The sequence below is a fragment of the Rhodococcus sp. NJ-530 genome (assembly GCF_003860625.1).
GTDB lineage: Bacteria > Actinomycetota > Actinomycetes > Mycobacteriales > Mycobacteriaceae > Rhodococcus_F > Rhodococcus_F qingshengii.
Map to the genome: position 1 here is coordinate 2,267,096 of NZ_CP034152.1, position 21,936 is coordinate 2,289,031.

Genomic DNA, 21,936 nt, shown 5'->3' on the forward strand with positions numbered 1-21,936 from the left:
GAGCTTAACGAGAGTGCGTGGGGGGCTTCGAAGGCAGGTCCGATTGTCGCTGTCTTGCAGGCTCAAGCTACTGACCAGTACATTCTTGCCGTCGTCATAGGCTGGGGCTATGTGGACCGACTTGAACCGACCGCCCCTCGACGGCAATGCCCTGCGACGCGCACTCGTGCGCAGTGACAACGACGACGCGCGCGTTTTCTGGAACCGCCTCGACGTTGTCGAGGAGACCGGTTCGACGAACGCGGATCTCCTTGCGCGAGCGGCAGATCCGGATGCCGACCGTCACGTTCTGATCGCCGAATATCAGGCGAGTGCCCGTGGCCGTCATTCGCGCACGTGGGTGAGTCCGCCGCAAGCGCAGATCTCGATGTCGGTTCTGCTGTCGATGCCCGGAATGAATCTCGCGGACATGGGTTGGCTCCCGCTACTGTCGGGAATCGCGGTCGTCGACGCGCTGCGCAACGTGGCCGAAGTACCCGCAGAACTCAAGTGGCCGAACGACGTTCTCATCGGTGACAAGAAGGTCGCCGGCATTCTGGCCGAGGTGGCGAGGACGGCGCCCGATCCCGCGGTGGTGGTGGGGATCGGGCTGAACGTGAGCCTCGGCGTCGAGGAGCTGCCCGTCCCGACCGCTACGTCACTGCTGATCGAAGAAGCATCGACTGTCGACCGCGACACTCTCGTTCGCGCAATCGCCCGTGAATTGGCGACGCAATTCCGTGCTTGGGAATCGTCGAAATGGGATACATCTGTGTTGGCTGCCGAATACCGGCAGCGCTGCGGGACGCTGGGCAAACGAGTCCGCGCGGTTTTGCCGGGCGACAAGGAGGTGTTCGGTATCGCGACCGACGTCGACACTTCCGGACGCGTCGTCATCGAAATCGAGGGAACAGATGGGGAGACCTTTGCGGTCGCAGCGGGTGATATCACGCACCTTCGCGCCGCCCCGGTCACCGAATCGTGAACGTTGCCGGATTTTCTGGCACCAAAGTGCTAATTTTTGGCCCGGACCGGTTTTCGAACCAACCGTCCGTCCTTCATTTCACTCAACTGCGGGATTTACCGAGCTGCCTAGGGGCGTCATGACCACACCGATCGTTGTTCCGACCGAAGCCGAGACGGCCGAGAGCGCTCGCCGCGTACTCACCGGCGTGACGGTGCTGCTCGGTGTCCTCACATTGGGACTGGGTATCGCGGTACTCGCGTGGCCGGATGCCACGCTGTTCGTGGTCGCGGTTGTCATTGCGATCCAGTTGTTCGGATTCGGAATCGTTCAGATCATCCGTTCGTTTGCGGACGTGACGGCTTCGGGTGGAACTCGCACGCTCGTCGCGATCTCCGGCGCGTTGGCAGTGCTCCTCGGATTCCTGGTTCTCCGTAGCCCTTTGCAGACGGTGGTTCTGATCGCGTTGGTGATCGGTGCCTGGTGGGTATTCCGTGGCGTTCTCGATCTGGTCGACGCGGCGTCCGGGCACACCGTCGATCGCGGTCTGTCGATCGTGCTCGGAGTCATCAGCATCGTCGCGGGTGCAATCGTCCTTCTGCAGCCCGAACTTTCGCTCGACGTCTTCCGCATCGTGGTCGGCGTGTGGATGGTGCTGTACGGCATCATCATCGTCGTGACCCCGTTGGTGCTGCGAAAGATCGCGCAGCCCTGAGCGTTGCCCTGAAGACGGGTGTGCCTGAAAGTCGGTGTGCCTGAAAGTCGGTGCGGGGTGGCAGACTTCCCGTCATGGGATATCCCGAAGACGCCCTCGCTCAGGACGAGGAACTGATACTGCATCGCCATCCTCATTGGAAGATGTTGGTGCTTCCGGCGCTGACGTTCGTACTTGCGACGGCCGTCGCCGGGTTCTTGCTGGGCCTCGCACAGACGAGATTGGACGGCACGGCTCGCACCGTGTCGTCCATTGCCGTCGGAATCATCTGGCTCGGTGTCGTGGCCTGGCGGTCGGTTGCGCCCTTCACGGTTTGGAAGTTCACGCATTTCATCGTCACCGATCGGCGAGTGCTCATCCGCCACGGAGTGCTCACGCACACGGGTATCGACATTCCCATGGGGCGGATCAGCAATGTTCAGTTTCGTCACGGCCTGATCGATCGAATGCTCAAGACCGGAACTCTGGTCATCGCATCTGCCAGTGACGATCCGCTCGAGTTCGACGACATTCCTGACGTCGAGCACGTTCACGCCCTGCTGTATCACCAGGTTTTCGATTCCATGCAGCAGCCACCCTCGCAGGCACCGCAGTGGCCGTCAGGTGAAAACGACGACCCGAACGATCGAAATGGCTGGTAATCAACGTGCAAAGGCGTGTTGTCCGTAGTCTGTTCGTGTGACTGCCGTATTGCTAGCCGAAGACGACGAGGCCATTGCTGCACCCCTTTCCCGCGCCTTGGGGCGTGAAGGGTATTCGGTGACGGTCGAACCGACCGGACCCGCTGCGTTGCAGCAGGCGCTCGAAGGTGATTTCGACCTGTTGATTCTCGATCTCGGCCTTCCGGGCATGGACGGCCTCGAGGTCTGCCGACAGATTCGTGCGCATCGCACCTCGCTCGCCGTGCTGATGTTGACCGCCAGGACCGACGAAGTCGACTTCGTGGTCGGGTTGGACGCGGGCGCCGACGACTACGTCAGCAAGCCGTTTCGTCTCGCCGAGTTGATGGCACGTGTGCGAGCACTCCTGCGTCGCCACGGTGGCCGCGAGGACACGATCGTCGAGGTCGGTGGCATCAGGCTCGAGCCCGCGGCACGACGCGTACTCGTCAACGGCTCCGAAATCGCCTTGGCCAACAAGGAATACGAGCTTCTGCGGGTCCTCCTCGAGCACGCCGGGGAAGTGGTCTCGCGCGATACGATCCTTCGTGAGGTGTGGGGCGACGTCGAGCTTCGTGGATCGAAGACGCTCGACATGCACATGTCGTGGCTGCGCCGCAAGATCGGCGACGAGGGCCCCGCAGTGGAACGCAGGATTGCCACCGTCCGCGGTGTCGGTTTCCGAATCAACACCGACTAACTTCTCGAGAATCAGGAACTGCCGGCATGCGGCGTCGCATATTGCAGTCGATTCTCGCTGTCGTGATCATGACGGCGTTGCTGCTGGGGGTTCCGCTGATCTACACGGCGTGGCTCTGGGTGGAGGACGTGACGCGAAGTGATCTCCGGGTGCGCCTCGACCGGATGGCCGCTGAGGTCATCGCGCAAGAGGGGACGAACGGACTCGTCGAAGGTGCGTTGAACACAGATTCGCTCAAGGTTCTCACCCCGAACGACGGGCGCCTCGTCGTCGTGTATCCGACCGTCGTCGACGGCGCTGCACGCGTCGACGTCGGTGAGGCGACGGTCAAGAACGCACTCGTCGAATCGCTCGCGATGGGAACGTCCGGCTCGTTGCGCCTCGAGGTGCCGTCGGAGAACCTGCGCACCCAGCAGAAACAGGCGGTGATGGCTGTCGGCGTGCTCGTGCTTCTGTCCATCACGGCAGGCACCGTGGTTGCTGTGGTCACTGCGCGTCGGCTTGCCGATCCGCTGCAGGATGTGGCCGACCGGGCGGCGCGCCTCGCCGAAGGCGACTTCCGGCCGGATCCTCGTCGGCACGACATCCCCGAACTCGACCGCGTGTCCGACGTCCTCGATGCGGCAACCGTGGAGATTTCGGTGCGGCTGCAACGAGAGCGCGCGCTGGTTGCGGACGTCTCGCATCAACTGCGCAGTCGACTGACTGCAGTGCGGCTGCGCCTGGACGAGTTGTCCGTTCACGAAGATCCTGACGTCGTGAACGAGGCCGAGGAAGCCATGGCGCAAGTGGACAGGCTCACCGACGGAATCGACGACCTGATTCGCTCGTCGCGCACCAGTGGGTCATCGGCGAGTCTGGTGTCGGTAGTCGGCGAGCTGGAACAGGTGACTCGCGACTGGCAGGCTCAGTTCGACGGAGAGGGACGCAGGCTGCGCCTACGCGGCGATCGCACGGTGATGGCTGCGACCACAGGTTCGCGTCTGCGTGAAGCTGTTTCCGTTCTGGTCGACAATTCGTTCGAACACGGTGAAGGCACGTGCACGGTGTCGGTGCGATTGATCGACGGTACGGGTCGCAGTTCGTCTCGCCGTGACTCGATGGTGTGCGTCGAGGTCACCGACGAAGGCTCCGGTGTGGAGAACGATCTGGCGCCGCACATCTTCGACAGAGGATTTTCGGGGGCGGGGTCCACCGGCGTCGGGTTGGCGCTCGCACGTGCACTGATCGAAGCCGACGGGGGCCGCCTGGAACTGCAGAGGCGTAAGCCTGCCTTGTTCGCCGTCTTCCTGCCGGTGGCCAACACGGCGCCGACCGCGGACGTCGTTCCGCACCGCGAACCGCGCTGACCGAAAGGTCGGCGCAGACGGAAAACTCAGGAGTGCCCGAGCTCCTCTTCGGCATCAGGAATTACCGGGTCAGGCGCCGTGGTTTCGGATAACGCTGTGGTTTCGGACAATCCTGTGGTGTCGGACAGCTCGAGCGGTTCCGGATTCTCGTCGGGAAACACGAACTTGCGGAAGGCCCAGAATCGGAACGCCATCTGCAGCAGGTTGCCGATGACATATGCACTGATGAAGTCGGCGATGTTCTCCGTCGCCAGGCTGACTTCGGGTACGCGCAGGTTGAAGACGTAACTGGAGATGTACAGCGGGATGAAGCTGATGACGACACCGATGGCGCTGATGATGAAGAACAGCGCAGCTTCGTGCGCTGGTTCACGGCCACCACGGTTCTTGAACGACCACTCGCGGTTGAGAATGTACGACGCGATCACCGCGACGACGCCGGCGATGATCTTGGCCGTGATCGGCTTGGATTCGAGGATCGACAGCTTGAGTGTGTAGAAGATGCCCGAGTCGATGAGGAAGGTCGTTCCGCCGACGATCGCGAATTTGATCAGCTCGCTGTGACGCAGAGCGATGTCACGAAACGGTTGGGGTATGCGGGCAATGACCCCGTCGACAAATGGCACAACAGATGAGTTTACGAAACGAAACCGCGTTACCACCAATTTGCCGCGGATTCATCAGCAGAATCACAGATTGGGAACGCTGAATGAACGGGCGAACGCGGCACATGACAACATAGAGAGCCGTGACCGGCAACAACGATCCCGCGCAGATCCCCGCCCGCCCGACCACCCCTCGACCGGCAAAAGCATCCATGCCCGTCGTCACCATGATCGGTGGCGGACAGTTGGCCAGGATGACTCACCAGGCGGCGGTGGCCCTGGGCCAGACGCTCCGAGTGCTCTCCGGGACTTCGGACGAGCCGGCAGCTCAGGTCAGCCCCGACGTCGTGCTCGGCAGCCACACCGACCTCGACGCTCTCCGCCGTGCAGCGGTCGGTTCCAATGCACTGACCTTCGACCACGAGCACGTGCCGACCGAGCACCTCGAGGTTCTTGTTGCCGAAGGCGTGAACGTTCAGCCGCCGCCGCAGGCTCTGATCTTCGCTCAGGACAAACTGCTGATGCGTCGCAAACTTGCCGAACTGGGCGCACCCGTACCCGCGTACGCCGAAGTAACGTGGGCGGAAGACGTCGTGCGTTTCGGCTCCGAACACGGTTGGCCGCTCGTCATCAAGGCAACACGCGGAGGCTACGACGGCCGCGGCGTCTGGATCACCGACGATCAGGACGAAGCAGAAGCCATCGTCACCGAGCAGCTGAACAAGGGTGTTCCGCTGATCGTCGAGGAAATGGTCTCGATGCGTCGGGAGCTGTCCGCCATGGTGGCGCGGTCGCCGTTCGGACAGGGCGCTACGTGGCCGGTCGTGGAAACGGTTCAGCGCAACGGCCAGTGTGCCGTCGTGATCGCACCTGCCCCCGAGCTTTCGAGTGCCGTTGCCGAGGAAGCTGAACAGTTGGCGCTGCGCATCGCGTCGGAGCTCGGTGTGGTCGGCTCCATGGCCGTCGAACTGTTCGAGACGACCGACGGCACTCTCGTGGTCAACGAGTTGGCGATGCGCCCGCACAACTCCGGTCACTGGACGATGGACGGCGCCCGCACCTCTCAGTTCGAGCAGCACCTGCGCGCGGTTCTCGACTACCCGCTCGGAGATACGTCGCCGATCGCGCCGGTCACCGTGATGGCCAACGTTCTCGGTGCGCCGGAAGCTCCCGAGATGACGATGGACGAGCGCGTCCATCACCTGTTCGCGCGGATGCCTGACGCGAAGATCCACCTGTACGGCAAGGGTGAGCGCAAGGATCGCAAGATCGGACACGTCAACATCGTGGGCGGCGCCGGATCCATCGACGATCCGAATTACGTTGCCGCAGTTCGGGAACGCGCCGAGCGCGCAGCACATTGGCTTTCGTACGCAGTTTGGACCGACGGATGGGATGTACACGGTGAGTGAGAGCGCGCAGGTCGGCCTGATCATGGGCAGCGATTCGGATTGGCCGACCATGGAAGCTGCAGCCGAAGCTTTGGCCGAGTTCGGTATCCGCTTCGAGGTCGGTGTCGTCTCGGCGCACCGCACGCCTCAGCGGATGCTCGACTACGCCAAGGAAGCTTCCGGCCGCGGAATCAAGGTCATCATCGCCGGTGCCGGTGGCGCCGCGCATCTTCCGGGCATGGTTGCCTCGGCCACGCCGTTGCCCGTCATCGGTGTTCCGGTGCCGCTCAAGTACCTCGACGGTATGGATTCGCTGCTTTCGATCGTCCAGATGCCGGCCGGCGTCCCGGTGGCGACAGTGTCGATCGGTGGCGCTCGCAACGCCGGTCTGCTGGCTGCTCGGATTCTCGGTGCTTCGGATCCCGCACTGCAGCAGCGGATGGTGGCGTTCCAGGAGAGCCTCGAGTCGATGGTGCTCGACAAGGACAAGGCGCTCCGCGAAAAACTGCTGGGCTGATCTTCTCGTGTGTGCACGACGCGGGCTGCCGCTGATCCGAGCGAGTCGGGGCAGCGCGCAGTCCGCGTTCGTCACCCGCGTCTCCCTGCTGTACGCCAGGATTCTCGGCGCGGACATCCGCTTCGACGACGAGTTCGGAATCTTTGTCGCCTCCGGACTGCGCTGCGGGTTCGCCAGAGGCGGAACAACTCTCGGTGGTGTATATCTCACGCGGCGGAACACGACTCGATCCGTCCTTCGTCACGAGGCCGTTCATGCAGACCAATGGGCCAGGTACGGAATCATATTCGGGTTGTTGTACCTGCGTGAGGAACTGCGTCATCGCGGGCCGCGCAACCGCTTCGAAATCGAGGCCGGTCTCGAAGACGGCGGTTACCGCACCTGAGTGAAAGCTCGTCAGTAAAAGCTACTCTTGGCGGCATGGCTCGTTTTCCGACTAGTGAACGCTTCGTCCGCTGGAGCGCGGAACATGCTCGCGGTGTGGACATCTGCATTGCGACGGTTGCTGCACTGTTCAGCGTTGTCGTTGCGGTCGAGGCGAGTCCGCTGGCGGTGTTCATCTCGCTGGGTATGACCGTTCCGTTGGCGTGGCGACGCTCGCGCCCCGAACTCTCCGGCATGGTGATCGCAGGGTTCGCAGTTCTACACGTGATCTTCATCGGCAACACACTGCTCGCATCGGCCGTTGTCGTCCCCATCTCCCTGTACGCGCTGGCCGCTTACGGCGCTCGGTGGAGTTCACTCACCGGGCTGGTGCTCGCGTTGCTCGGCTCGATTGCCGGGACTGTTCGATACTTCGGCTACGACGGAATCCCGGTGTCCTCGCAGGTCATGCAGTCCGTGGCCGTCATGATCTTCATGCTCGCGGTCTGGGCGTTCGGTGATTTGCGTCGAGTTCGCACCAAACAATTGGAAGGTCTGACCGAGCGCGCACGGTTGCTCGAACTCGAGCGTGCGCAGGAAGCGGAAATCGCGACGATCAGCGAACGCTCGAGGATTGCGCGCGAGATGCACGACATCGTCGCGCATTCGTTGACCGTTGTCATCGCTCAGGCCGACGGTGGACGCTACAGCGCGGCCAAGGATCCTCAGGCTGCAATTCAGGCACTCGAAACAATTGCCTCCACCGGCCGCCAGGCGTTGACCGACATGCGATCGCTGCTGTCCGTCCTGCGTGAGGACACGCCCCGTGATTTCTCGGTGATCCCGGGCGCCGGCGACATCGACAGTCTCTTCCACGAGTTACGCAGCAGCGGACTCGACATCGCCGTCAGTGTGACCGGGGAACCACGCGAACTCTCTGCGGGTGCGGGGTTGACGGCGTATCGCATCGTGCAGGAATCGCTGACGAACGTTCTCAAACATGCGGGGCCTGGAGCACAGGCGAGCGTCGAGATGACATGGGCTGAAACCGAACTCGTTCTCGGTATCGCCGACGACGGACGAGGTGGCAGCGCCGCGCTGGTCGAATCGTCACCAGGCGGACAGGGACTGATCGGAATGGCCGAGCGAGCCAAGCTGCACGGAGGCAAAGTGACCGCCGGACCGAAATCAGGCGGCGGATACAGCGTCCGGGCCGTCTTGCCGTACGAACGAACGTCTGGGTAGGTCTTGAAACGTCCGAAGGTCTTAAGGTGAGTGGCATGGACGAACACGTGGCTCCGATCGCAGTGGCACTGATCGACGATCAGCAGCTGGTCCGCGCAGGTTTTCGAATGGTCATCGACTCACAGCCGGATCTGTCGGTGGTTGTCGAGGCTTCGGACGGTCAGCAGGCGCTGACCGAGTTGGCCGCCCGTCATGTCGACGTCGTTCTGATGGATGTCCAGATGCCGAAGATGGACGGCATCGAGGCGACTCGTCGGCTCCTGGCCGACCCCGATGCGCCGAAGGTCGTGGTGCTCACCACCTTCGACAACGACGAGTACGTGATGTCGGCTATCCGGGCGGGCGCCAGTGGTTTCCTGCTCAAGGACGTGCCACCGGAGCAGTTGCTCGACGCCATCCGCACCGTGCACCGCGGGGACGCGGTGATCGAAGCCCGGGCCACTCGGCGACTGCTTCAGCACGTCGGGCCACTCCTGGAAGGCTCGGCGCCCGAAGCGCAGTTGCCCGAAGAGTTGACGCCGCGCGAGGTCGAGGTGCTCGAAGCCATGGCGTACGGGCTGTCGAATTCGGAGATCGCTGCGAAATTCCACGTCTCCGAGACGACAGTGAAAACCCATGTCGGACGGGTTCTTTCAAAGACTCATTCTCGTGATCGTGTACAGGCAGTCGTCTTCGCCTTCCAGATCGGACTTGTCCGGCGCGCAGATCTCCTCGGCACCGAGGGCTGACACGCCGCCCTGTCCAGTCCTACCCCGGGATGACACCGGGCTCTCCAAGATCGCCCCGCACTCCGACGCGGAGACCACTTGCGCTGCAATAACGTCGATTCCGTCATAGCGAGAAGCTTTACGGAGGGCAAAAAATGCATGCGCACACCACGACGGAACCAGCCGCAGTGCCGGCGATCACTGCCCGCGGTGTCACCAAGGTGTACGGCACCGGTGAGACCACGGTTCACGCGCTCGGCGGAGTCGACGTGGACTTCGGTCGCGAGCGGTTCACCGCGATCATGGGCCCGTCCGGCTCCGGAAAGTCGACGCTCATGCACTGCCTGGCCGGACTCGACACGGTCTCGGGTGGGCAGGTTTTCCTGGGCGACACCGAAGTCACGAAACTCGGCGACACGGAGCTCACCGAACTGCGACGCGAGCGGATCGGATTCGTCTTCCAAGCGTTCAACCTGCTACCGGTGCTCACTGCTCGGGAGAACATGCTGCTGCCGATGAAGCTGGCAGGTAGTGAACCCTCGTCCGAGTGGATGGACGAGGTGATCGGAAAGCTGGGCCTGTCGCAGCGCCTCGACCACCTGCCGCACGAGTTGTCCGGCGGTCAGCAGCAACGTGTAGCTGTCGCCCGTGCATTACTGCCCCAGCCCGACGTGATCTTTGCCGACGAGCCTACCGGCAACCTGGATTCCCGTTCCGGGACAGAGGTTCTGGGACTCTTGCGCACCAGTGTCCGGGAGACCGGTCAGACGGTCGTGATGGTGACACACGATCCGGTGGCGGCGTCGTACGCGGATCGAGTCGTGTTGATCGCGGACGGGCGTATTGCCGGAGAGATCGACCATCCCACCGTCGACTCGGTGATCGGTGCCATGCGAGCTCTCGGTGCCGACGACCTGGCCGATGTTCCTGCAGTTTCGGGTGCACTGCGATGAGAGGTCTGGCCTTTGCGCAGGCGCGGGCACATGCCGGGCGCTATGTGGCGTCGATACTCGCGGTGGTGATCGCCGTCGGATACATCGTCGCGACTTTGACCTTGAGCTCGACGGTCGACGCGAGTGTGAGCAAATCACTTGCGACGCAATACGAAACCACAGATGTCGTCGCGTCCGGTCCAGGCGTGACAGAAGCACTGCTGAGCGCGGTGCCGGGCGTCTCGGCGGTGGCCGACGACGTGTCGACCTATGTTCGTGTCGACTCCGAGGCAAAGGGCGCGTCCTACGGGGATGCGCTCTCGATTGCCGACAATCCCGAATTGCGTTGGGAGAAGGTGTCGGAGGGATCGATTCCGGCCGGTCTGGGGCAGGTGTTGGTGAGCGCGGACTCCGGGATACCGATCGGTGCCCGAATCACAGTCACGGCACGGGATTCGACGGTCGGCGCCGCCGCACCCACCGCGGAGGTAGTCGGACTGGTCGACCTCTCCGGTTCGGCGCAACGACTGGGCGGGATCAAGATATTCACCACCGCCGAGCAGGTGAGCGCGTGGGCCGGTGACAGTGCCGAACGTGAGTTCCGTGTCGCCGGTGACGGTTCACGCTCTCAGCAACAACTCGTGGATTCGATCGCGAGCGCGTTGCCCGCGGACTCCACCGTGCTGACCGGCGAAGAAGCCACAGACAACGCCGCAGCCGAATACATGGGCGGCACCAAGATCCTCAGCACGGTGTTGCTCGCCTTCGGCGCCATCGCCGTTGTTGTTGCCGCGCTGGTGATCGCCAATACATTTGCCGTGCTGCTCGCGGCGCGCACTCAGGAACTTGCGTTGCTGCGATGCGTCGGCGCCACGGCCAAACAGGTTCGCCGGAGCATTCGCAGTGAAGCCGCGGCGGTCGGCGTGATCGCCTCGGTGATCGGCGTCGGACTCGGTGTCGGACTTGCCTGGGCAATCGGTCGCGTAGCAACGGCCGCAGATGTGCCGGTTCCTCTTTCGTCACTGAGCGTCACCCCGGTGACCGTGCTCGTCGGTCTTGCCGTCGGCATCGTGATGACGATGCTCGCTGCATCTGCGCCCGGGCGGGCGGCAACGAGGCTCTCCCCGCTGGCAGCACTGCAGCCGATGGAGTCCAAGCCTGAGAGCGTTCAGGTATCGGTGGTGCGCCGGGTTCTCGGCGTCGTGACCCTGCTCGCGGGCATAGCGATGACCGTCCTGGGAGTGACGAATCAGCAGGTGCCGGCGGCAACCGCCGGTGGACTGTTCTCGTTCCTGGGGATCGCGGCACTGTCCGGTCGAATCGTGCCTGCACTGATCAATGCGGCCGGCGGAGTGTTGGCGAGACTGATCGGTCCGGTGGGAAGCCTGGCAGCAGGCAACGCCGGTAGGAACCCACGCCGCACCTCGGCGACGGCCACCGCATTGTTGATCGGTGTTGCCTTGACGAGCACGCTCGTCGTGGGAATCGCGACGGTCAAGGAAGCCGCACCCGCGGCGATGGACAGTCAATTCCCCGTCGACGTCATGGTGAGCAGTTCAGGTTCGGCACCGCTTCCCGCAGGGTTGGGCACAGACATCGCCGCGGTCAACGGTGTCGGCGCGGTGAGCGGTCTGGACAAGGCCGAACTGACGATCGACGGGCGCGGTTCGTTGGCCGGATTCGGCGTCGACGCTGCTCGGGTGAAAGATGTTCTGCGTACCGAGATCTCGGTACCCGCGGCCGGTCAGTTGGTGCTCTCGCCCGCTGACCTGACCGAATACAAGCTCTCGGCGGGCGATACGGCGACGGTGCGTGGGGATCGCGGCGTCGTGAACGTCAGCGTGGTCGAGGGCGTGAAAGGTCAACCAGCACTACTGGATCGAGGCGATCTCGGTGCAGCGGCCACCGTGCCGACCACCGATTCGTACTGGGTAAGGCTGGGGACGGATACTGACGAACAGGCTTTGGCCGCCACCGACCGCATCACCGAACTGGCACGCCAGGAAGCGCCGGGCAGCGATGTTCAGGGCATGACCGAGATGCGTTCAGCTCTCGATTCGATCCTCGACACCATGCTCATGGTGGTTGCCGGATTGCTGTCGGTAGCGGTGTTGATCGCTTTGATCGGCGTCGGAAACACCATGGCACTGTCCGTTCTCGAACGGCGCCGCGAATCCGGACTGCTTCGCGCACTCGGTCTGACCAAGAAGGGAATTCGAGCCATGTTGATCTGGGAAGCGCTGCTCGTCGCAGGAGTCGCATCGGTGATCGGAGTGCTGTTCGGGATGGTGTTCGGTGTAGCCGGTACCGCATCGGTTTTCGGGATCGAGGACGTCGCCCTCAGCGCAGTGCCGTGGGTGCAGTTGGTAGCCATCGTGTTGATCGGCGGAATCTGCGGTGTGATCGCGTCACTGCTCCCCGCTAGGCGGGCGGGGCTGGTGTCACCGGTGACAGCTCTCGCGAGCTAGCGTTCAGAACTGTTTCGTGACCTTCTCGGTGCCCACTCGGCGCGCGGTAGCTTCCGCGTCCGGGTGGGCCACCTGCACGAGTGAGGCACCCGCGGCGAGAACTGCCAGAAGCCCGTCGATCAATTCGTCTGCCGTGTCCCACGTGCGACTGGAGAGGACACGATCCGTCGACACCAATTCGACGTTCTTCGCCGATGCCCGTGCCGCGTCGATCGTGTCCGCTACGGACCGGCCTTCCAGCGCCGAACCGGCTCCGGCGCTACGGAACTGGTCGCCGTGCACACGGATGGAGGTTGCGTAGTCGGCGACGCCGAGCGGAAGATCGCTCAAACCTTTGCCGAACGCGTCGAGGGAGAGTGCGGCTACCTCCGGTACGTCCGCAACATCGTCCAGTCGGTCGGCAGTGACAAAAGCCAGTTCGGCGTCGGCGTCGGGGGAGAGGACCACCTCACCGCCTGCCCACCACACACCCAGCAAGACGGCGACGCTCTGCCAGTGCGCGGGAAGCAGCACGGCAACTTTGCCGCCCGGCTCGAGAGCGAACTCGTCGCGAACCATGTTCGCTGTCTTTGCCGCCCAGTTGGCCAGAGTGCTCGCAGACAATTCGATGCGCTCGCCGGTGGCGTCGTCGTAGTAGGTCACGCGAGGGCCGGCCGGGTCGGCAGCCAGGATCGGTCCGAGGAGGGCGTCGGTCAGGTTGTCTACAGGCGAAGGCACCTAATCAGCTTACGCAGCGGTTCAGTTCACACAATTTTTCAGTTGACACAGCGCGGGCCGTTGGAGGCCGCGTCGATCGGCGGACCGGGAGGGGCGGGAGTGGGGCTGGTCTCGGTGGTGCTCGACGATTCAGTCGTGCTTGTCGCTCCTTCGGGCGGGGATACCGCGTCCGCGGACTGCGGGCCGCTGTAGTCCTCGGCAATGACAACCCGAACCTTGCCCGAGGACAATGACGAATCCGCCTTGACCGTCAGACCGCCGAGTGCCTCGGCCACCGCGAGTGCTGCGTCGTCGTCCGCGGACTTTGCGAACACCGTCGATTCGGTGACGTCGGAGCCGGTGTTGTTGCCGACCTGACCCTGCTTGTATCCGAGGGCACTCAACGCTTCGGAAACCCCGCTGGCCAACCCTGCGATGTCACTGGCGTTTGCGACGTCGACAGTGATCGAGGACGCATTCACCGTGGTCGGTGCTTCGGAGGTCTCCTCCGAGTCCTCGCTGTTGGCGCCGACCAATCCCGCGATGTACTTCTTGACGGCCTTGGGATCGACCTTGACGATGGACTCGCCGTAATCGGTCATGCCGTTGATGTCGAGAACGGGAATTGTCTCGAATTGCACCTTGCCGCCGGCCAGATTCTGCAACTGCTTGGCGAACTCGATGATGTCCCAGTCGTCGTCGATCACGACGGAACGCTGGACAGCCGAGGTCAGCTGACTGAGCTTGCCGGGGTCACTGAGGGTTTTTGCGCTGAGTACCTTGCTGACGAGAGAAGCCATGAACACCTGCTGGCGAACGATCCGGTCCAGGTCGCCGCGAGGAAGATCGTGTCGTTGTCGCACGAAGCTCAGCGCGTCGGCACCGTCGAGTGTCTGTTTCCCGGCCGCGAAATTGGCTCCGGACATCGGTTCGTCTACCGGCGCGTTGAGGCACACGTCGACTCCGCCCACTGCGTTGGTCAGCAGGACGAATCCGAGTAGTCCGACTTCGGCGTAGTGATCGACGGTGATGCCGGTCAGATTCGCCACCGCTCCGATGAGCGCGGTCCGGCCGGCTTCCGTCGACTTCTTGTCTGCGTCGCTGTCGGACGACCCGTTGTTGACCAACTTCAGCCGCTCGGTTTCCTTGGTGGCACCGAACGCGGCGTTGATCTTCGACATACCGATACCCGGGACGTTGACGTACGCGTCGCGGGGAATCGAGATCGCGGTCGCGGAACTCCCGTCGTTGGGGACGCGGATCAAGATGATGGTGTCGGTATTGGACGCAACTTCCTCACCTGCGCGCAACGAGTCGAGCTCGCTTTGTGAGAGCGGGTTGCCGTGCGCGTCGGTTCGACTGTCCGTTCCCACCATCAGAATGTCGATTGCTCCGTCCTTGCCGCCACCGAGGCCGAGTCCGCTGGCAGTGGCAAGGCTGTTTCTCAACGAGTCCACACCCCGCCATGCGAACCCGGTGACCAGCAGTACGAGCACGGACAGCACCGCGACCGCTATGCGAGCCGGGCTCGTCTTGGTCCGAATCGGCGCAGGTCGTGGACGCGCGCGGCGCTGCGGTTGCTGGTGGGACACCCCTTCAGGTTACTGGTCCGATGCTCGGCCGCGGGTACCTCGACGCGGCGTGCCAGACTCAACCGTGTGACGAATATCCTGCTCACCGGCGCCCGAGGGCAGCTCGGAACACGTATCGATGCTCTCGCAACGTCGGCGGGTCACACTGTGACGGCCGTCGGTTCCCGCGAGCTCGACATCACCGACAGCCGCGCGGTTGACGACTTCGTCTCGCCTGGTTCGGTGCTGATCAACTGCGCTGCGTACACGGCCGTCGATGCTGCCGAGACCGACCAGGAGGCGGCGAGGGCGGTCAACGAGATCGGACCGCGGAATCTCGCGCAAGCCTGTGCGCGGGCGGGTTCGCGGTTGATCCACGTTTCGACGGACTACGTCTTTCCGGGCGATGCAAGCTCGCCATACGACGTCGATGCACCGACCGGTCCCGCGACGGTCTACGGCCGAACCAAACTGGACGGCGAGATCGCTGTTCGAGAGTCGGGGGCTGACGCGGCCGTTGTCCGCACCGCGTGGGTGTATTCCGGTGTCGGCACGGATTTTGTCGCCACGATGAGAAGGCTCGAAGCCGAACGCGAATTCGTGAACGTCGTGGACGACCAGATCGGGTCACCCACGTACAGCGTCGATCTGGCCGGCGGCATCGTCGAACTCGCGCTGCTGGACTTCGCGGGTGCGTCGACATTCCACGTGACGAACGGCGGGCAAGCAAGTTGGTACGAGTTGGCGCGAGCTGTTTTCGAGGAGATCGGAGCAGACCCTGCTCGGGTGCGCCCGTGCAGTAGTGCGGAGTTCGTACGCCCTGCCCCGCGCCCGGCATATTCGGTCTTGTCCGAGCGGGCGTGGGTTACCGCGGGAATGACGCCGCTGCGTCCGTGGCGAGAGGCTCTGCACGCCGCTCTGGCGTGAGCATTGTTCGGGACAGTGGCCGCGGACGGCTAGGCTGACCGGCGTGAGTCCCAAGCTGGCCGTGGTAACGGTGACCTACTCGCCAGGCGAGCATCTCGAGAATTTCTTGAGCACGCTCGCTGTGGCGACGACAGAAAAACCCCAGGTCATCATGGCCGACAATGGGTCGACCGATGGTGCCCCCGAGGCCGCCGATGCCAAGTACGAGCATGTCCGTCTGCTTCGAACCGGCGGAAACATCGGGTACGGGGGAGCGATAAATCGGGCTGTAGCGGAGATCGATTCGTCGATCGAATTCGTCGTGATTTCCAACCCGGACGTCCAATGGGCACCCGGTTCACTCGACGAATTGGTGGCTGCGGCAAATCGGTGGCCAAGGGCCGGTGCACTGGGGCCGAAGGTCCTCGAACCGGACGGCAGTGTCTATCCGTCGGCGCGAACGGTGCCCGACATCACCTCGGGCGTCGGGCACGCGTTGCTCGGTACCGTATGGCCGAAGAACCCGTGGACTGCTCGTTACCGTCAGGAGAACGAGGCCGTCACCGAGCGTGCAGTGGGGTGGCTTTCCGGGTCGTGCCTGCTGGTGCGACGCGACGCCTTCGACACCATCTCCGGTTTCGACTCTCGTTACTTCATGTACATGGAGGACGTGGACTTCGGTGACCGCCTCGGAAAAGCCGGGTGGCTCAACGTATTCGTCCCCTCGGCCGTCGTCACCCATGCCAAAGGCCATGCGGCAGGACGTCATCCGGAACTGATGTTGCCTGCCCATCATCGCAGTGCGTACCAGTTCCAGGCTGATCGCCATCCGCACTGGTGGCAGGCTCCGCTACGACTTGCCTTGCGCGGTGGCCTCGCGGTGCGATCCAAGATCGCCGTAGCTTCTGCAGTTCGCGAGCGCGCTCGCACCGACAACTCGACCGACAACCCATCAGTTTCGAACCACGGGGGAAAATGATGTCCGATCCGAATCCGACCGACGCCGTAATCCTGGTAGGCGGCAAAGGCACTCGGCTGCGTCCGTTGACGCTGTCGGCGCCCAAGCCGATGCTTCCGACAGCCGGCCTTCCGTTCCTGACGCACCTGCTCGCCCGCATCGAGGCAGCCGGAATCAAGCACGTCGTGCTCGGAACGTCCTTCAAGGCAGAGGTATTCGAGGACTACTTCGGCGACGGCTCCAAGATGGGCCTCGAGATCGACTACGTCTTCGAGACCGAACCGCTGGGCACCGGTGGCGGAATCCGCAACGTGCTGCCGAAGTTGCGCGGTGACAACGTCATGGTGTTCAACGGCGACGTGCTCGGTGGCACCGATCTGAACGGCATTCTCGAGACCCACGAGAAGACGGACGCCGACGTGACCCTGCATCTGGTTCGTGTGGGAGACCCGCGAGCATTCGGTTGTGTTCCGACCGACGAGGACGGACGAGTCTCGGCATTCCTGGAGAAGACCCAGGATCCGCCGACGGATCAGATCAACGCCGGCTGCTACGTCTTCAAGCGCGAAATCATCGAACAGATCCCCGAAGGACGACCGGTATCGGTCGAGCGCGAGGTGTTCCCGAATCTCCTGGCCGAGGGCAAGCGGGTGTTCGGCCACGTCGACTCGTCGTACTGGCGTGACATGGGAACCCCCGAGGACTTCGTTCGCGGTTCCGCCGACCTGGTGCGAGGTATCGCACCTTCGCCGGCTCTCGAAGGTCCGCGCGGCGAGTCGCTGATTCACCCCGGAGCCGGAATCGCGCCGGGCGCTGTCCTGATCGGCGGCACGGTTGTCGGTCGAGGCGCAGAAGTTGGTGCAGGCGCTCGCCTCGACGGTGCAATTCTCTTCGACGGCGCCGTTGTGGAAGCCGGGGCGGTGGTCGAACGATCGATCCTCGGATTCGGCGTCCGTATCGGACCCCGAGCGCTGGTCCGCGACGCTGTCATCGGAGACGGCGCGGACATCGGTGCGCGGTGTGAATTGTTGCGCGGCGCACGCGTGTGGCCGGGGGTGACGCTGCCGGACGGTGGCGTGCGCTTCAGCACAGATGTGTGATCGTTAGCTGACCTACTGGAATACTGGCGGGTATGACTTCTCTTCCGAGCCGTTACGTTGCCCTCGGTGACTCGTTCACCGAGGGCGTCGGCGACGCCGACGAACGATTCCCCAACGGTCTGCGCGGGTGGGCAGACCGAGTGGCCGAGCAGCTGGCGGTGAACAATCCCGACTTCCGCTACGCCAACCTGGCGATTCGTGGTCGCCTACTCGGACCGATCATCGACGAGCAGTTGGAACCCGCTCTGGCGTTGAAGCCCGATCTGGTGACCATCTACGCCGGCGGAAACGACATGATGCGTCCGAAGCTCGACATCGATGCGATGGTCGCCCGCTACGATTCGGCAATCGGTCAGCTCACTGCATCCGGCGCTCGGGTTCTGATGTTCACCGCGTACGACACCGGATGGTCCGCCTTCTTCGGCAAGCTCCGCGGACGTCTGGCGATCTACAACGAGCTTGTTCGCGAGGTGGCGGACCGCCACGACGCGACCCTCGTCGACTTCTGGCGATTCTCCGAATATCAGGACCTTCGGATGTGGGACTGGGATCGCCTCCACATGTCGCCCTCCGGGCACGAGAACATGGCGACGCGTGTGCTCGACGTGCTCGGCGTCGAACACGGATTGACCCCGCCCGATCTCGGGCCTGCGCCGGTCCTCACGAAAGCCGAAACTCGTCGCGAGGATCGTCAATGGGCGCGAGAGTTCTTGGTGCCGTGGGTAGCTCGGCGCGTGAAGGGAACATCGTCGGGCGACGGCGTGAGCGCCAAGCAGCCCCAGCTTTCTCCGATTCAGTCCTGATTCTTGCGCTGACGGGCGAGCGCGACCAGGTGGTCGATGGTCTCGCGTTCCGCTGTAGGTGGGAGCGCGTCCACCGGCCACCATCTGAGGTCGGTGGACTCTGCGCTGCGGACGATATGTGAATTGTCCGGCGCCACAACAAGAAACCGTAGATCGAGATGGCGAGTCGGTACTCCGAGTGAGCACGTGATCGGATGCGTGTGGGCGGAGAGTAGGTCCGCGTCTATCTGAACGTCGTGAATTCCGGACTCCTCGCGAGCTTCCCGCAATGCCGCATCTACCACCGTCTCGTCGTCGGGCTCACAGTGGCCGCCGAGCTGAATCCACCTGCCCACCTTGGGATGCAGGGTCAGCAAGACGTGGCAGCCACTCTCGTCGAGAACGAGAGACGACGCGGTGATGTGTCCCGGTGCGTGGCGACGAAGGCAGCCGTCCGGAGCCGAATCGAGGAACGCGAGCATCGTGTGCCGCAATGATTCGTCCGCTTCGGAGGACGTCTCCCAGCCCTCCAGGACGCCCTTGGCGGAGGCGTGCAGCGATTCGGCTGACATGGGACCTACAGCTCCACCAACGCGTCCCCGGGGGCGGAGACAGAGCGCGGAGTCAGTGGTTCGAGGGGGTGCCCGATTGCGATGGCACCGAGTGGCTGCCAATCCGCCGGGAGATCGAGTTGTTCGCGTACGAGATCGGCGGCGAAGATCGTCGATCCGATCCAGCAGCTTCCCACGCCGCGGGTGGCCAACGAGACCAGCAGTCCCTGCACTGCCGCGCCGGCGGCGACCGTGAACATCGTCGACTCCGCCGCGGTTCGTCTGGCATCCGGATAACTGTGTGCGCCATCGGGCACGCAGAAGGGAATGACGACCTCGGGGGCGTCGAACAGGATGTTTCCGCGGGCAACCCGGGCCTCGACGGATTCGTCACTGCGACCGTCGGCGCGAAGATCGGCGGCCCACTTCTCGCGCATCTGCTCGAGAAGAGCCGTGCGGACCGACTCCGTGCGTAGCCACACGAATCGAACCGGTCTCGTGTGGTGCGGTGCGGGAGCGGTGAGTGCCTCGGCGATCGAGCTGCGAATGATCTCCGCGTCGACGGGATCACTTGCGAACTGTCGGACCGATCGACGCAACAGCAGCGCCTGGCCACGGCCCATCGCCGTAGCTTCCTCGGTGCCCAGCCAGAACAGATCGTCCGGGCCGCGGCGAATCAGATCCTGGCCACTCGAACCGTCGTCCTCGAACCGAAGCCCACGAACGACGGCGACGGGAACGCCGCCCAGCTTTCCCTTGACCAAGTCGCCCGCAGCGGCGATTTCGTCCGCGATCGCGATCTCGGTGACGATCAGATCGTTGCCCTGACTGTCCTGTGCTCCGAGGTAGCCGTGCAGGACCGGAATGCCGGAGGAACCGATTGCGGCGTCTGTCTGCCCGTTGCGCCACGCACGACCCATCGTGTCGGTGACGACGACGGCGACGGACTTGCCCGTGCTCTCGAGAATTCGGGCGCGCAGACCCGCAGCGCTCGCATCCGGATCCACGGGGAGCAGCGCCAATTCGGCACCGTCGACGTTGGAGCCGTCGATGCCCGATGCGGCCTGCACGATTCCGAGTTTGTTCTCGGTGATCAGAGTGCGGCCCTTGCGTGCCACGACGCGGACGGCTTCCTGATCCACCAGGAGGCGTCGTGCCGCGTCGCGCTCTTCCGGATCGGTCGGTGAGGAAACGATGCGACCCTCGACTTTGGAGAACACCTTGCTCGTGACGACAACGACGTCGCCGCTCTCGAGCCACGGCGTCGCGTCGACGACAGCGGTGGCCAAGTCGTCTCCGGGCCGGAACTCGGGAAGCCCGAGCACGGGAATGACTTCGATTGCGGCGCCGGGGGAGTGATCACCGGGAGAGTGATTTCTGTCGCGGCTTGCTTCGGTTCCGGGCTCGGTCACAGTTCGACTCCGGCGATCTCGAAAGCCGTGCGAACCATTTTCGCGGTCTCTTCGGGGGACGTCATCAAAAGTGGGATGCTTCGCACGTCCACCCCGTCGATGTCGGCCGTGTCACCTTCGTCGACGAGCCAGCCGTCGAGAATGCCGTTGATCGAACGAGCTCCGTAGTGGCGACCGATCGCCTCCGAAGTCGTCTCGACCCCGATCACCTCGAGGCACTCGTCAGCCATGCCGCGCAACGGTTTTCCGCCGATGACGGGGGAGAGGCCGACAACCTTGGCCGCGGTTGTTCGCAGGGCACCGCGAATGCCGGGCACCGCGAGGATCGCGCCGACGCTCACGACGGGATTGGACGGTGCGATCAGCACGATGTCGGCACCGTCGATCGCCTCGACCACCCCTGGCGCGGGCTTGGCCTGCTCGGCGCCGACGTGAGCGAAGCTGTGCGTTTCCACCTGTGCCCGATGGCGTACCCACCACTCCTGGAAATGAATCGCCTTCTGCTCACCGTCTTCCGGATCGGTGATCACGACGTGTGTTTCGCTGCGGTCGTCGCTCACGGGAAGCAGTGCGACACCGGGATTCCAGCGATTGCACAACGCTTCGGTGATCGCGGACAACGGATATCCCGTGCGGAGCATCTGGCTGCGAATCAAATGCGTTGCGATATCGCGATCTCCGAGGCCGAACCAGTCCGGCTTCGCTCCGTATGCCGCGAGTTCTTCTTTCGCATTCCAGGTTTCGCCGGCGTGCCCCCACCCGCGTTCGGTGTCGATACCGCCGCCGAGTGTGTACATACAAGTGTCCAGATCGGGGCAGATGCGCAGACCGTGCATCCACACGTCGTCCCCGACGTTGACGACGGCCGTGATGCGATGTGGGCCTTCGTATTTCTCGAGGGATTCACCACCGGCGATTCCGAGCGCGTTTTGAACACCTTGAAGGAAACGGGCCCCGCCGACGCCGCCAACCAATACAGTCACGTTCACGACAACAGAGCCTAGGCGGTCGGCGCGTCGTCGTGTCTGGCGGGCAGAAGGTCCCGTCAATTGAGGGCCGGAATACTAATGGATTCATCTCGTTTAGCTTGACCGCGACACGCTGGACGTGTGTAATCTCAAATGTGTCATTCCAACCGCTACTTGTGAGTTCACTTGCAGCGGGGCCGGTTTCGAACACAGTTTCGAACGGTCGACGGGGTGGGGTTGAAGATGGAGTGAAAATTCTGCGCTATTACAGGTGAGGAGGCGGAACGATGCCCAATGAAAATGTCGAGATCAGTTCTCTCGCAATGACAGTAAGCGACGAACCGCAGACCGATTCCCGAGCAGGCGCAGCAGAAGGTGCCTGCAGCAGTGAGTTCGAC

At 63.5% G+C, this 21,936-nt stretch carries 22 protein-coding genes; 16 read left to right on the plus strand and 6 right to left on the minus strand.

Annotated elements, in window-relative coordinates:
* The first annotated feature begins 109 nt into the window (after window positions 1–109).
* From EHW12_RS10550 to EHW12_RS10570, 5 genes are all read left to right on the plus strand, one after another.
* Window positions 110–964: a biotin--[acetyl-CoA-carboxylase] ligase gene (locus EHW12_RS10550; RefSeq protein ID WP_003940755.1), complete on the plus strand. Its 855-nt coding sequence runs from the start codon at window positions 110–112 to the stop codon at window positions 962–964.
* Window positions 965–1,082: 118 nt separating this feature from the next.
* Window positions 1,083–1,658, plus strand: a complete 576-nt coding sequence (locus EHW12_RS10555) for a DUF308 domain-containing protein (RefSeq protein ID WP_003941007.1) — start codon at window positions 1,083–1,085, stop codon at window positions 1,656–1,658.
* Window positions 1,659–1,732: 74 nt separating this feature from the next.
* Window positions 1,733–2,299 carry a PH domain-containing protein gene (locus EHW12_RS10560; protein ID WP_003941034.1) on the plus strand — a complete coding sequence of 189 codons (567 nt, stop codon included), beginning with the start codon at window positions 1,733–1,735 and terminating at the stop codon, window positions 2,297–2,299.
* A 37-nt stretch (window positions 2,300–2,336) separates the two neighbouring features.
* The gene (locus EHW12_RS10565; RefSeq protein ID WP_003940916.1) at window positions 2,337–3,017 is read left to right on the plus strand and encodes a response regulator transcription factor; all 681 of its coding nucleotides are present in this window, start codon (window positions 2,337–2,339) and stop codon (window positions 3,015–3,017) included.
* 26 nt (window positions 3,018–3,043) lie between these two features.
* A complete protein-coding gene (locus tag EHW12_RS10570) occupies window positions 3,044–4,366 on the plus strand; it encodes a HAMP domain-containing sensor histidine kinase (protein WP_007731154.1) in 1,323 nt (440 codons plus the stop codon).
* A 26-nt stretch (window positions 4,367–4,392) separates the two neighbouring features.
* Here EHW12_RS10570 and EHW12_RS10575 read toward each other — a convergent pair whose 3' ends face one another.
* Window positions 4,393–4,992 carry a GtrA family protein gene (locus EHW12_RS10575; RefSeq protein ID WP_007731156.1) on the minus strand — a complete coding sequence of 200 codons (600 nt, stop codon included), beginning with the start codon at window positions 4,990–4,992 and terminating at the stop codon, window positions 4,393–4,395.
* Between the two features lie 122 nt (window positions 4,993–5,114).
* Between EHW12_RS10575 and EHW12_RS10580 the strand changes: the two genes are divergently transcribed.
* The 7 genes from EHW12_RS10580 (at window position 5,115) to EHW12_RS10610 (ending at window position 12,594) form a co-directional block, all read left to right on the plus strand.
* A complete protein-coding gene (locus EHW12_RS10580; protein ID WP_007731158.1) occupies window positions 5,115–6,383 on the plus strand; it encodes a 5-(carboxyamino)imidazole ribonucleotide synthase in 1,269 nt (422 codons plus the stop codon).
* The gene (purE, locus tag EHW12_RS10585; RefSeq protein WP_039973205.1) at window positions 6,367–6,879 is read left to right on the plus strand and encodes a 5-(carboxyamino)imidazole ribonucleotide mutase; all 513 of its coding nucleotides are present in this window, start codon (window positions 6,367–6,369) and stop codon (window positions 6,877–6,879) included. The genes EHW12_RS10580 and purE overlap by 17 nt, the downstream gene beginning before the upstream one ends.
* A gap of 7 nt (window positions 6,880–6,886) precedes the next feature.
* On the plus strand, window positions 6,887–7,264 hold the full coding sequence (locus EHW12_RS10590) for a hypothetical protein (protein WP_125050590.1): 378 nt from the start codon (window positions 6,887–6,889) through the stop codon (window positions 7,262–7,264).
* Between the two features lie 35 nt (window positions 7,265–7,299).
* Window positions 7,300–8,487: a sensor histidine kinase gene (locus tag EHW12_RS10595; RefSeq protein WP_042450121.1), complete on the plus strand. Its 1,188-nt coding sequence runs from the start codon at window positions 7,300–7,302 to the stop codon at window positions 8,485–8,487.
* Between the two features lie 35 nt (window positions 8,488–8,522).
* Window positions 8,523–9,215: a response regulator transcription factor gene (locus tag EHW12_RS10600; RefSeq protein ID WP_003940960.1), complete on the plus strand. Its 693-nt coding sequence runs from the start codon at window positions 8,523–8,525 to the stop codon at window positions 9,213–9,215.
* A gap of 134 nt (window positions 9,216–9,349) precedes the next feature.
* The gene (locus EHW12_RS10605) at window positions 9,350–10,147 is read left to right on the plus strand and encodes an ABC transporter ATP-binding protein (protein ID WP_007731166.1); all 798 of its coding nucleotides are present in this window, start codon (window positions 9,350–9,352) and stop codon (window positions 10,145–10,147) included.
* The gene (locus EHW12_RS10610) at window positions 10,144–12,594 is read left to right on the plus strand and encodes an FtsX family ABC transporter permease (RefSeq protein ID WP_125050592.1); all 2,451 of its coding nucleotides are present in this window, start codon (window positions 10,144–10,146) and stop codon (window positions 12,592–12,594) included. Before EHW12_RS10605 ends, EHW12_RS10610 begins: the two co-directional genes overlap by 4 nt.
* Before the next feature lie 3 nt (window positions 12,595–12,597).
* Here the strand turns inward: EHW12_RS10610 and EHW12_RS10615 are convergent, their stop codons facing one another.
* Both EHW12_RS10615 and EHW12_RS10620 read right to left on the minus strand, forming a co-directional pair.
* Complete coding sequence (locus EHW12_RS10615; RefSeq protein ID WP_003940786.1) at window positions 12,598–13,311, minus strand: TIGR03089 family protein; 714 nt, start codon at window positions 13,309–13,311, stop codon at window positions 12,598–12,600.
* 38 nt (window positions 13,312–13,349) lie between these two features.
* On the minus strand, window positions 13,350–14,834 hold the full coding sequence (locus EHW12_RS10620) for an LCP family protein (protein ID WP_125052565.1): 1,485 nt from the start codon (window positions 14,832–14,834) through the stop codon (window positions 13,350–13,352).
* 114 nt (window positions 14,835–14,948) lie between these two features.
* Between EHW12_RS10620 and rfbD the strand changes: the two genes are divergently transcribed.
* Genes rfbD through EHW12_RS10640 form a run of 4 tightly spaced genes read left to right on the plus strand, consistent with a single transcriptional unit; the run spans window position 14,949 to window position 18,628 of the window.
* Entirely contained in the window at window positions 14,949–15,788 is an 840-nt protein-coding gene (rfbD, locus tag EHW12_RS10625) for a dTDP-4-dehydrorhamnose reductase (protein WP_125050594.1), read from the plus strand.
* A gap of 43 nt (window positions 15,789–15,831) precedes the next feature.
* On the plus strand, window positions 15,832–16,746 hold the full coding sequence (locus tag EHW12_RS10630) for a glycosyltransferase family 2 protein (RefSeq protein WP_003940999.1): 915 nt from the start codon (window positions 15,832–15,834) through the stop codon (window positions 16,744–16,746).
* Window positions 16,743–17,825: an NDP-sugar synthase gene (locus EHW12_RS10635; RefSeq protein ID WP_125050596.1), complete on the plus strand. Its 1,083-nt coding sequence runs from the start codon at window positions 16,743–16,745 to the stop codon at window positions 17,823–17,825. Before EHW12_RS10630 ends, EHW12_RS10635 begins: the two co-directional genes overlap by 4 nt.
* Window positions 17,826–17,857: 32 nt before the next feature.
* Window positions 17,858–18,628: an SGNH/GDSL hydrolase family protein gene (locus EHW12_RS10640; protein WP_003940765.1), complete on the plus strand. Its 771-nt coding sequence runs from the start codon at window positions 17,858–17,860 to the stop codon at window positions 18,626–18,628.
* Here the strand turns inward: EHW12_RS10640 and EHW12_RS10645 are convergent.
* Genes EHW12_RS10645 through cofD form a run of 3 tightly spaced genes read right to left on the minus strand, consistent with a single transcriptional unit; the run spans window position 18,619 to window position 21,559 of the window.
* The gene (locus EHW12_RS10645) at window positions 18,619–19,179 is read right to left on the minus strand and encodes an NUDIX domain-containing protein (RefSeq protein ID WP_063316636.1); all 561 of its coding nucleotides are present in this window, start codon (window positions 19,177–19,179) and stop codon (window positions 18,619–18,621) included. The two genes, EHW12_RS10640 and EHW12_RS10645, sit on opposite strands and share 10 nt — an antisense overlap.
* A 5-nt stretch (window positions 19,180–19,184) precedes the next feature.
* Window positions 19,185–20,570 (minus strand): coenzyme F420-0:L-glutamate ligase, encoded by a 1,386-nt coding sequence (locus EHW12_RS10650; protein WP_054187629.1) that lies wholly within the window; start codon window positions 20,568–20,570, stop codon window positions 19,185–19,187.
* Entirely contained in the window at window positions 20,567–21,559 is a 993-nt protein-coding gene (cofD, locus tag EHW12_RS10655) for a 2-phospho-L-lactate transferase (protein WP_003940958.1), read from the minus strand. The genes EHW12_RS10650 and cofD overlap by 4 nt, the downstream gene beginning before the upstream one ends.
* Window positions 21,560–21,936 lie beyond the last annotated feature (377 nt).

Excerpts from the sequence above, each read along its gene's own strand:
- EHW12_RS10645 (WP_063316636.1), bottom strand. The coding sequence starts at position 19,179 with ATGTCAGCCGAATCGCTGCACGCCTCCGCCAAGGGCGTCCTGGAGGGC.
- EHW12_RS10550 (WP_003940755.1), top strand. The coding sequence starts at position 110 with ATGTGGACCGACTTGAACCGACCGCCCCTCGACGGCAATGCCCTGCGA.
- EHW12_RS10605 (WP_007731166.1), top strand. The coding sequence starts at position 9,350 with ATGCATGCGCACACCACGACGGAACCAGCCGCAGTGCCGGCGATCACT.
- EHW12_RS10635 (WP_125050596.1), top strand. The coding sequence starts at position 16,743 with ATGATGTCCGATCCGAATCCGACCGACGCCGTAATCCTGGTAGGCGGC.
- EHW12_RS10640 (WP_003940765.1), top strand. The coding sequence starts at position 17,858 with ATGACTTCTCTTCCGAGCCGTTACGTTGCCCTCGGTGACTCGTTCACC.
- EHW12_RS10570 (WP_007731154.1), top strand. The coding sequence starts at position 3,044 with ATGCGGCGTCGCATATTGCAGTCGATTCTCGCTGTCGTGATCATGACG.
- EHW12_RS10560 (WP_003941034.1), top strand. The coding sequence starts at position 1,733 with ATGGGATATCCCGAAGACGCCCTCGCTCAGGACGAGGAACTGATACTG.
- EHW12_RS10555 (WP_003941007.1), top strand. The coding sequence starts at position 1,083 with ATGACCACACCGATCGTTGTTCCGACCGAAGCCGAGACGGCCGAGAGC.
- EHW12_RS10600 (WP_003940960.1), top strand. The coding sequence starts at position 8,523 with ATGGACGAACACGTGGCTCCGATCGCAGTGGCACTGATCGACGATCAG.
- EHW12_RS10610 (WP_125050592.1), top strand. The coding sequence starts at position 10,144 with ATGAGAGGTCTGGCCTTTGCGCAGGCGCGGGCACATGCCGGGCGCTAT.
- EHW12_RS10595 (WP_042450121.1), top strand. The coding sequence starts at position 7,300 with ATGGCTCGTTTTCCGACTAGTGAACGCTTCGTCCGCTGGAGCGCGGAA.
- purE (WP_039973205.1), top strand. The coding sequence starts at position 6,367 with ATGTACACGGTGAGTGAGAGCGCGCAGGTCGGCCTGATCATGGGCAGC.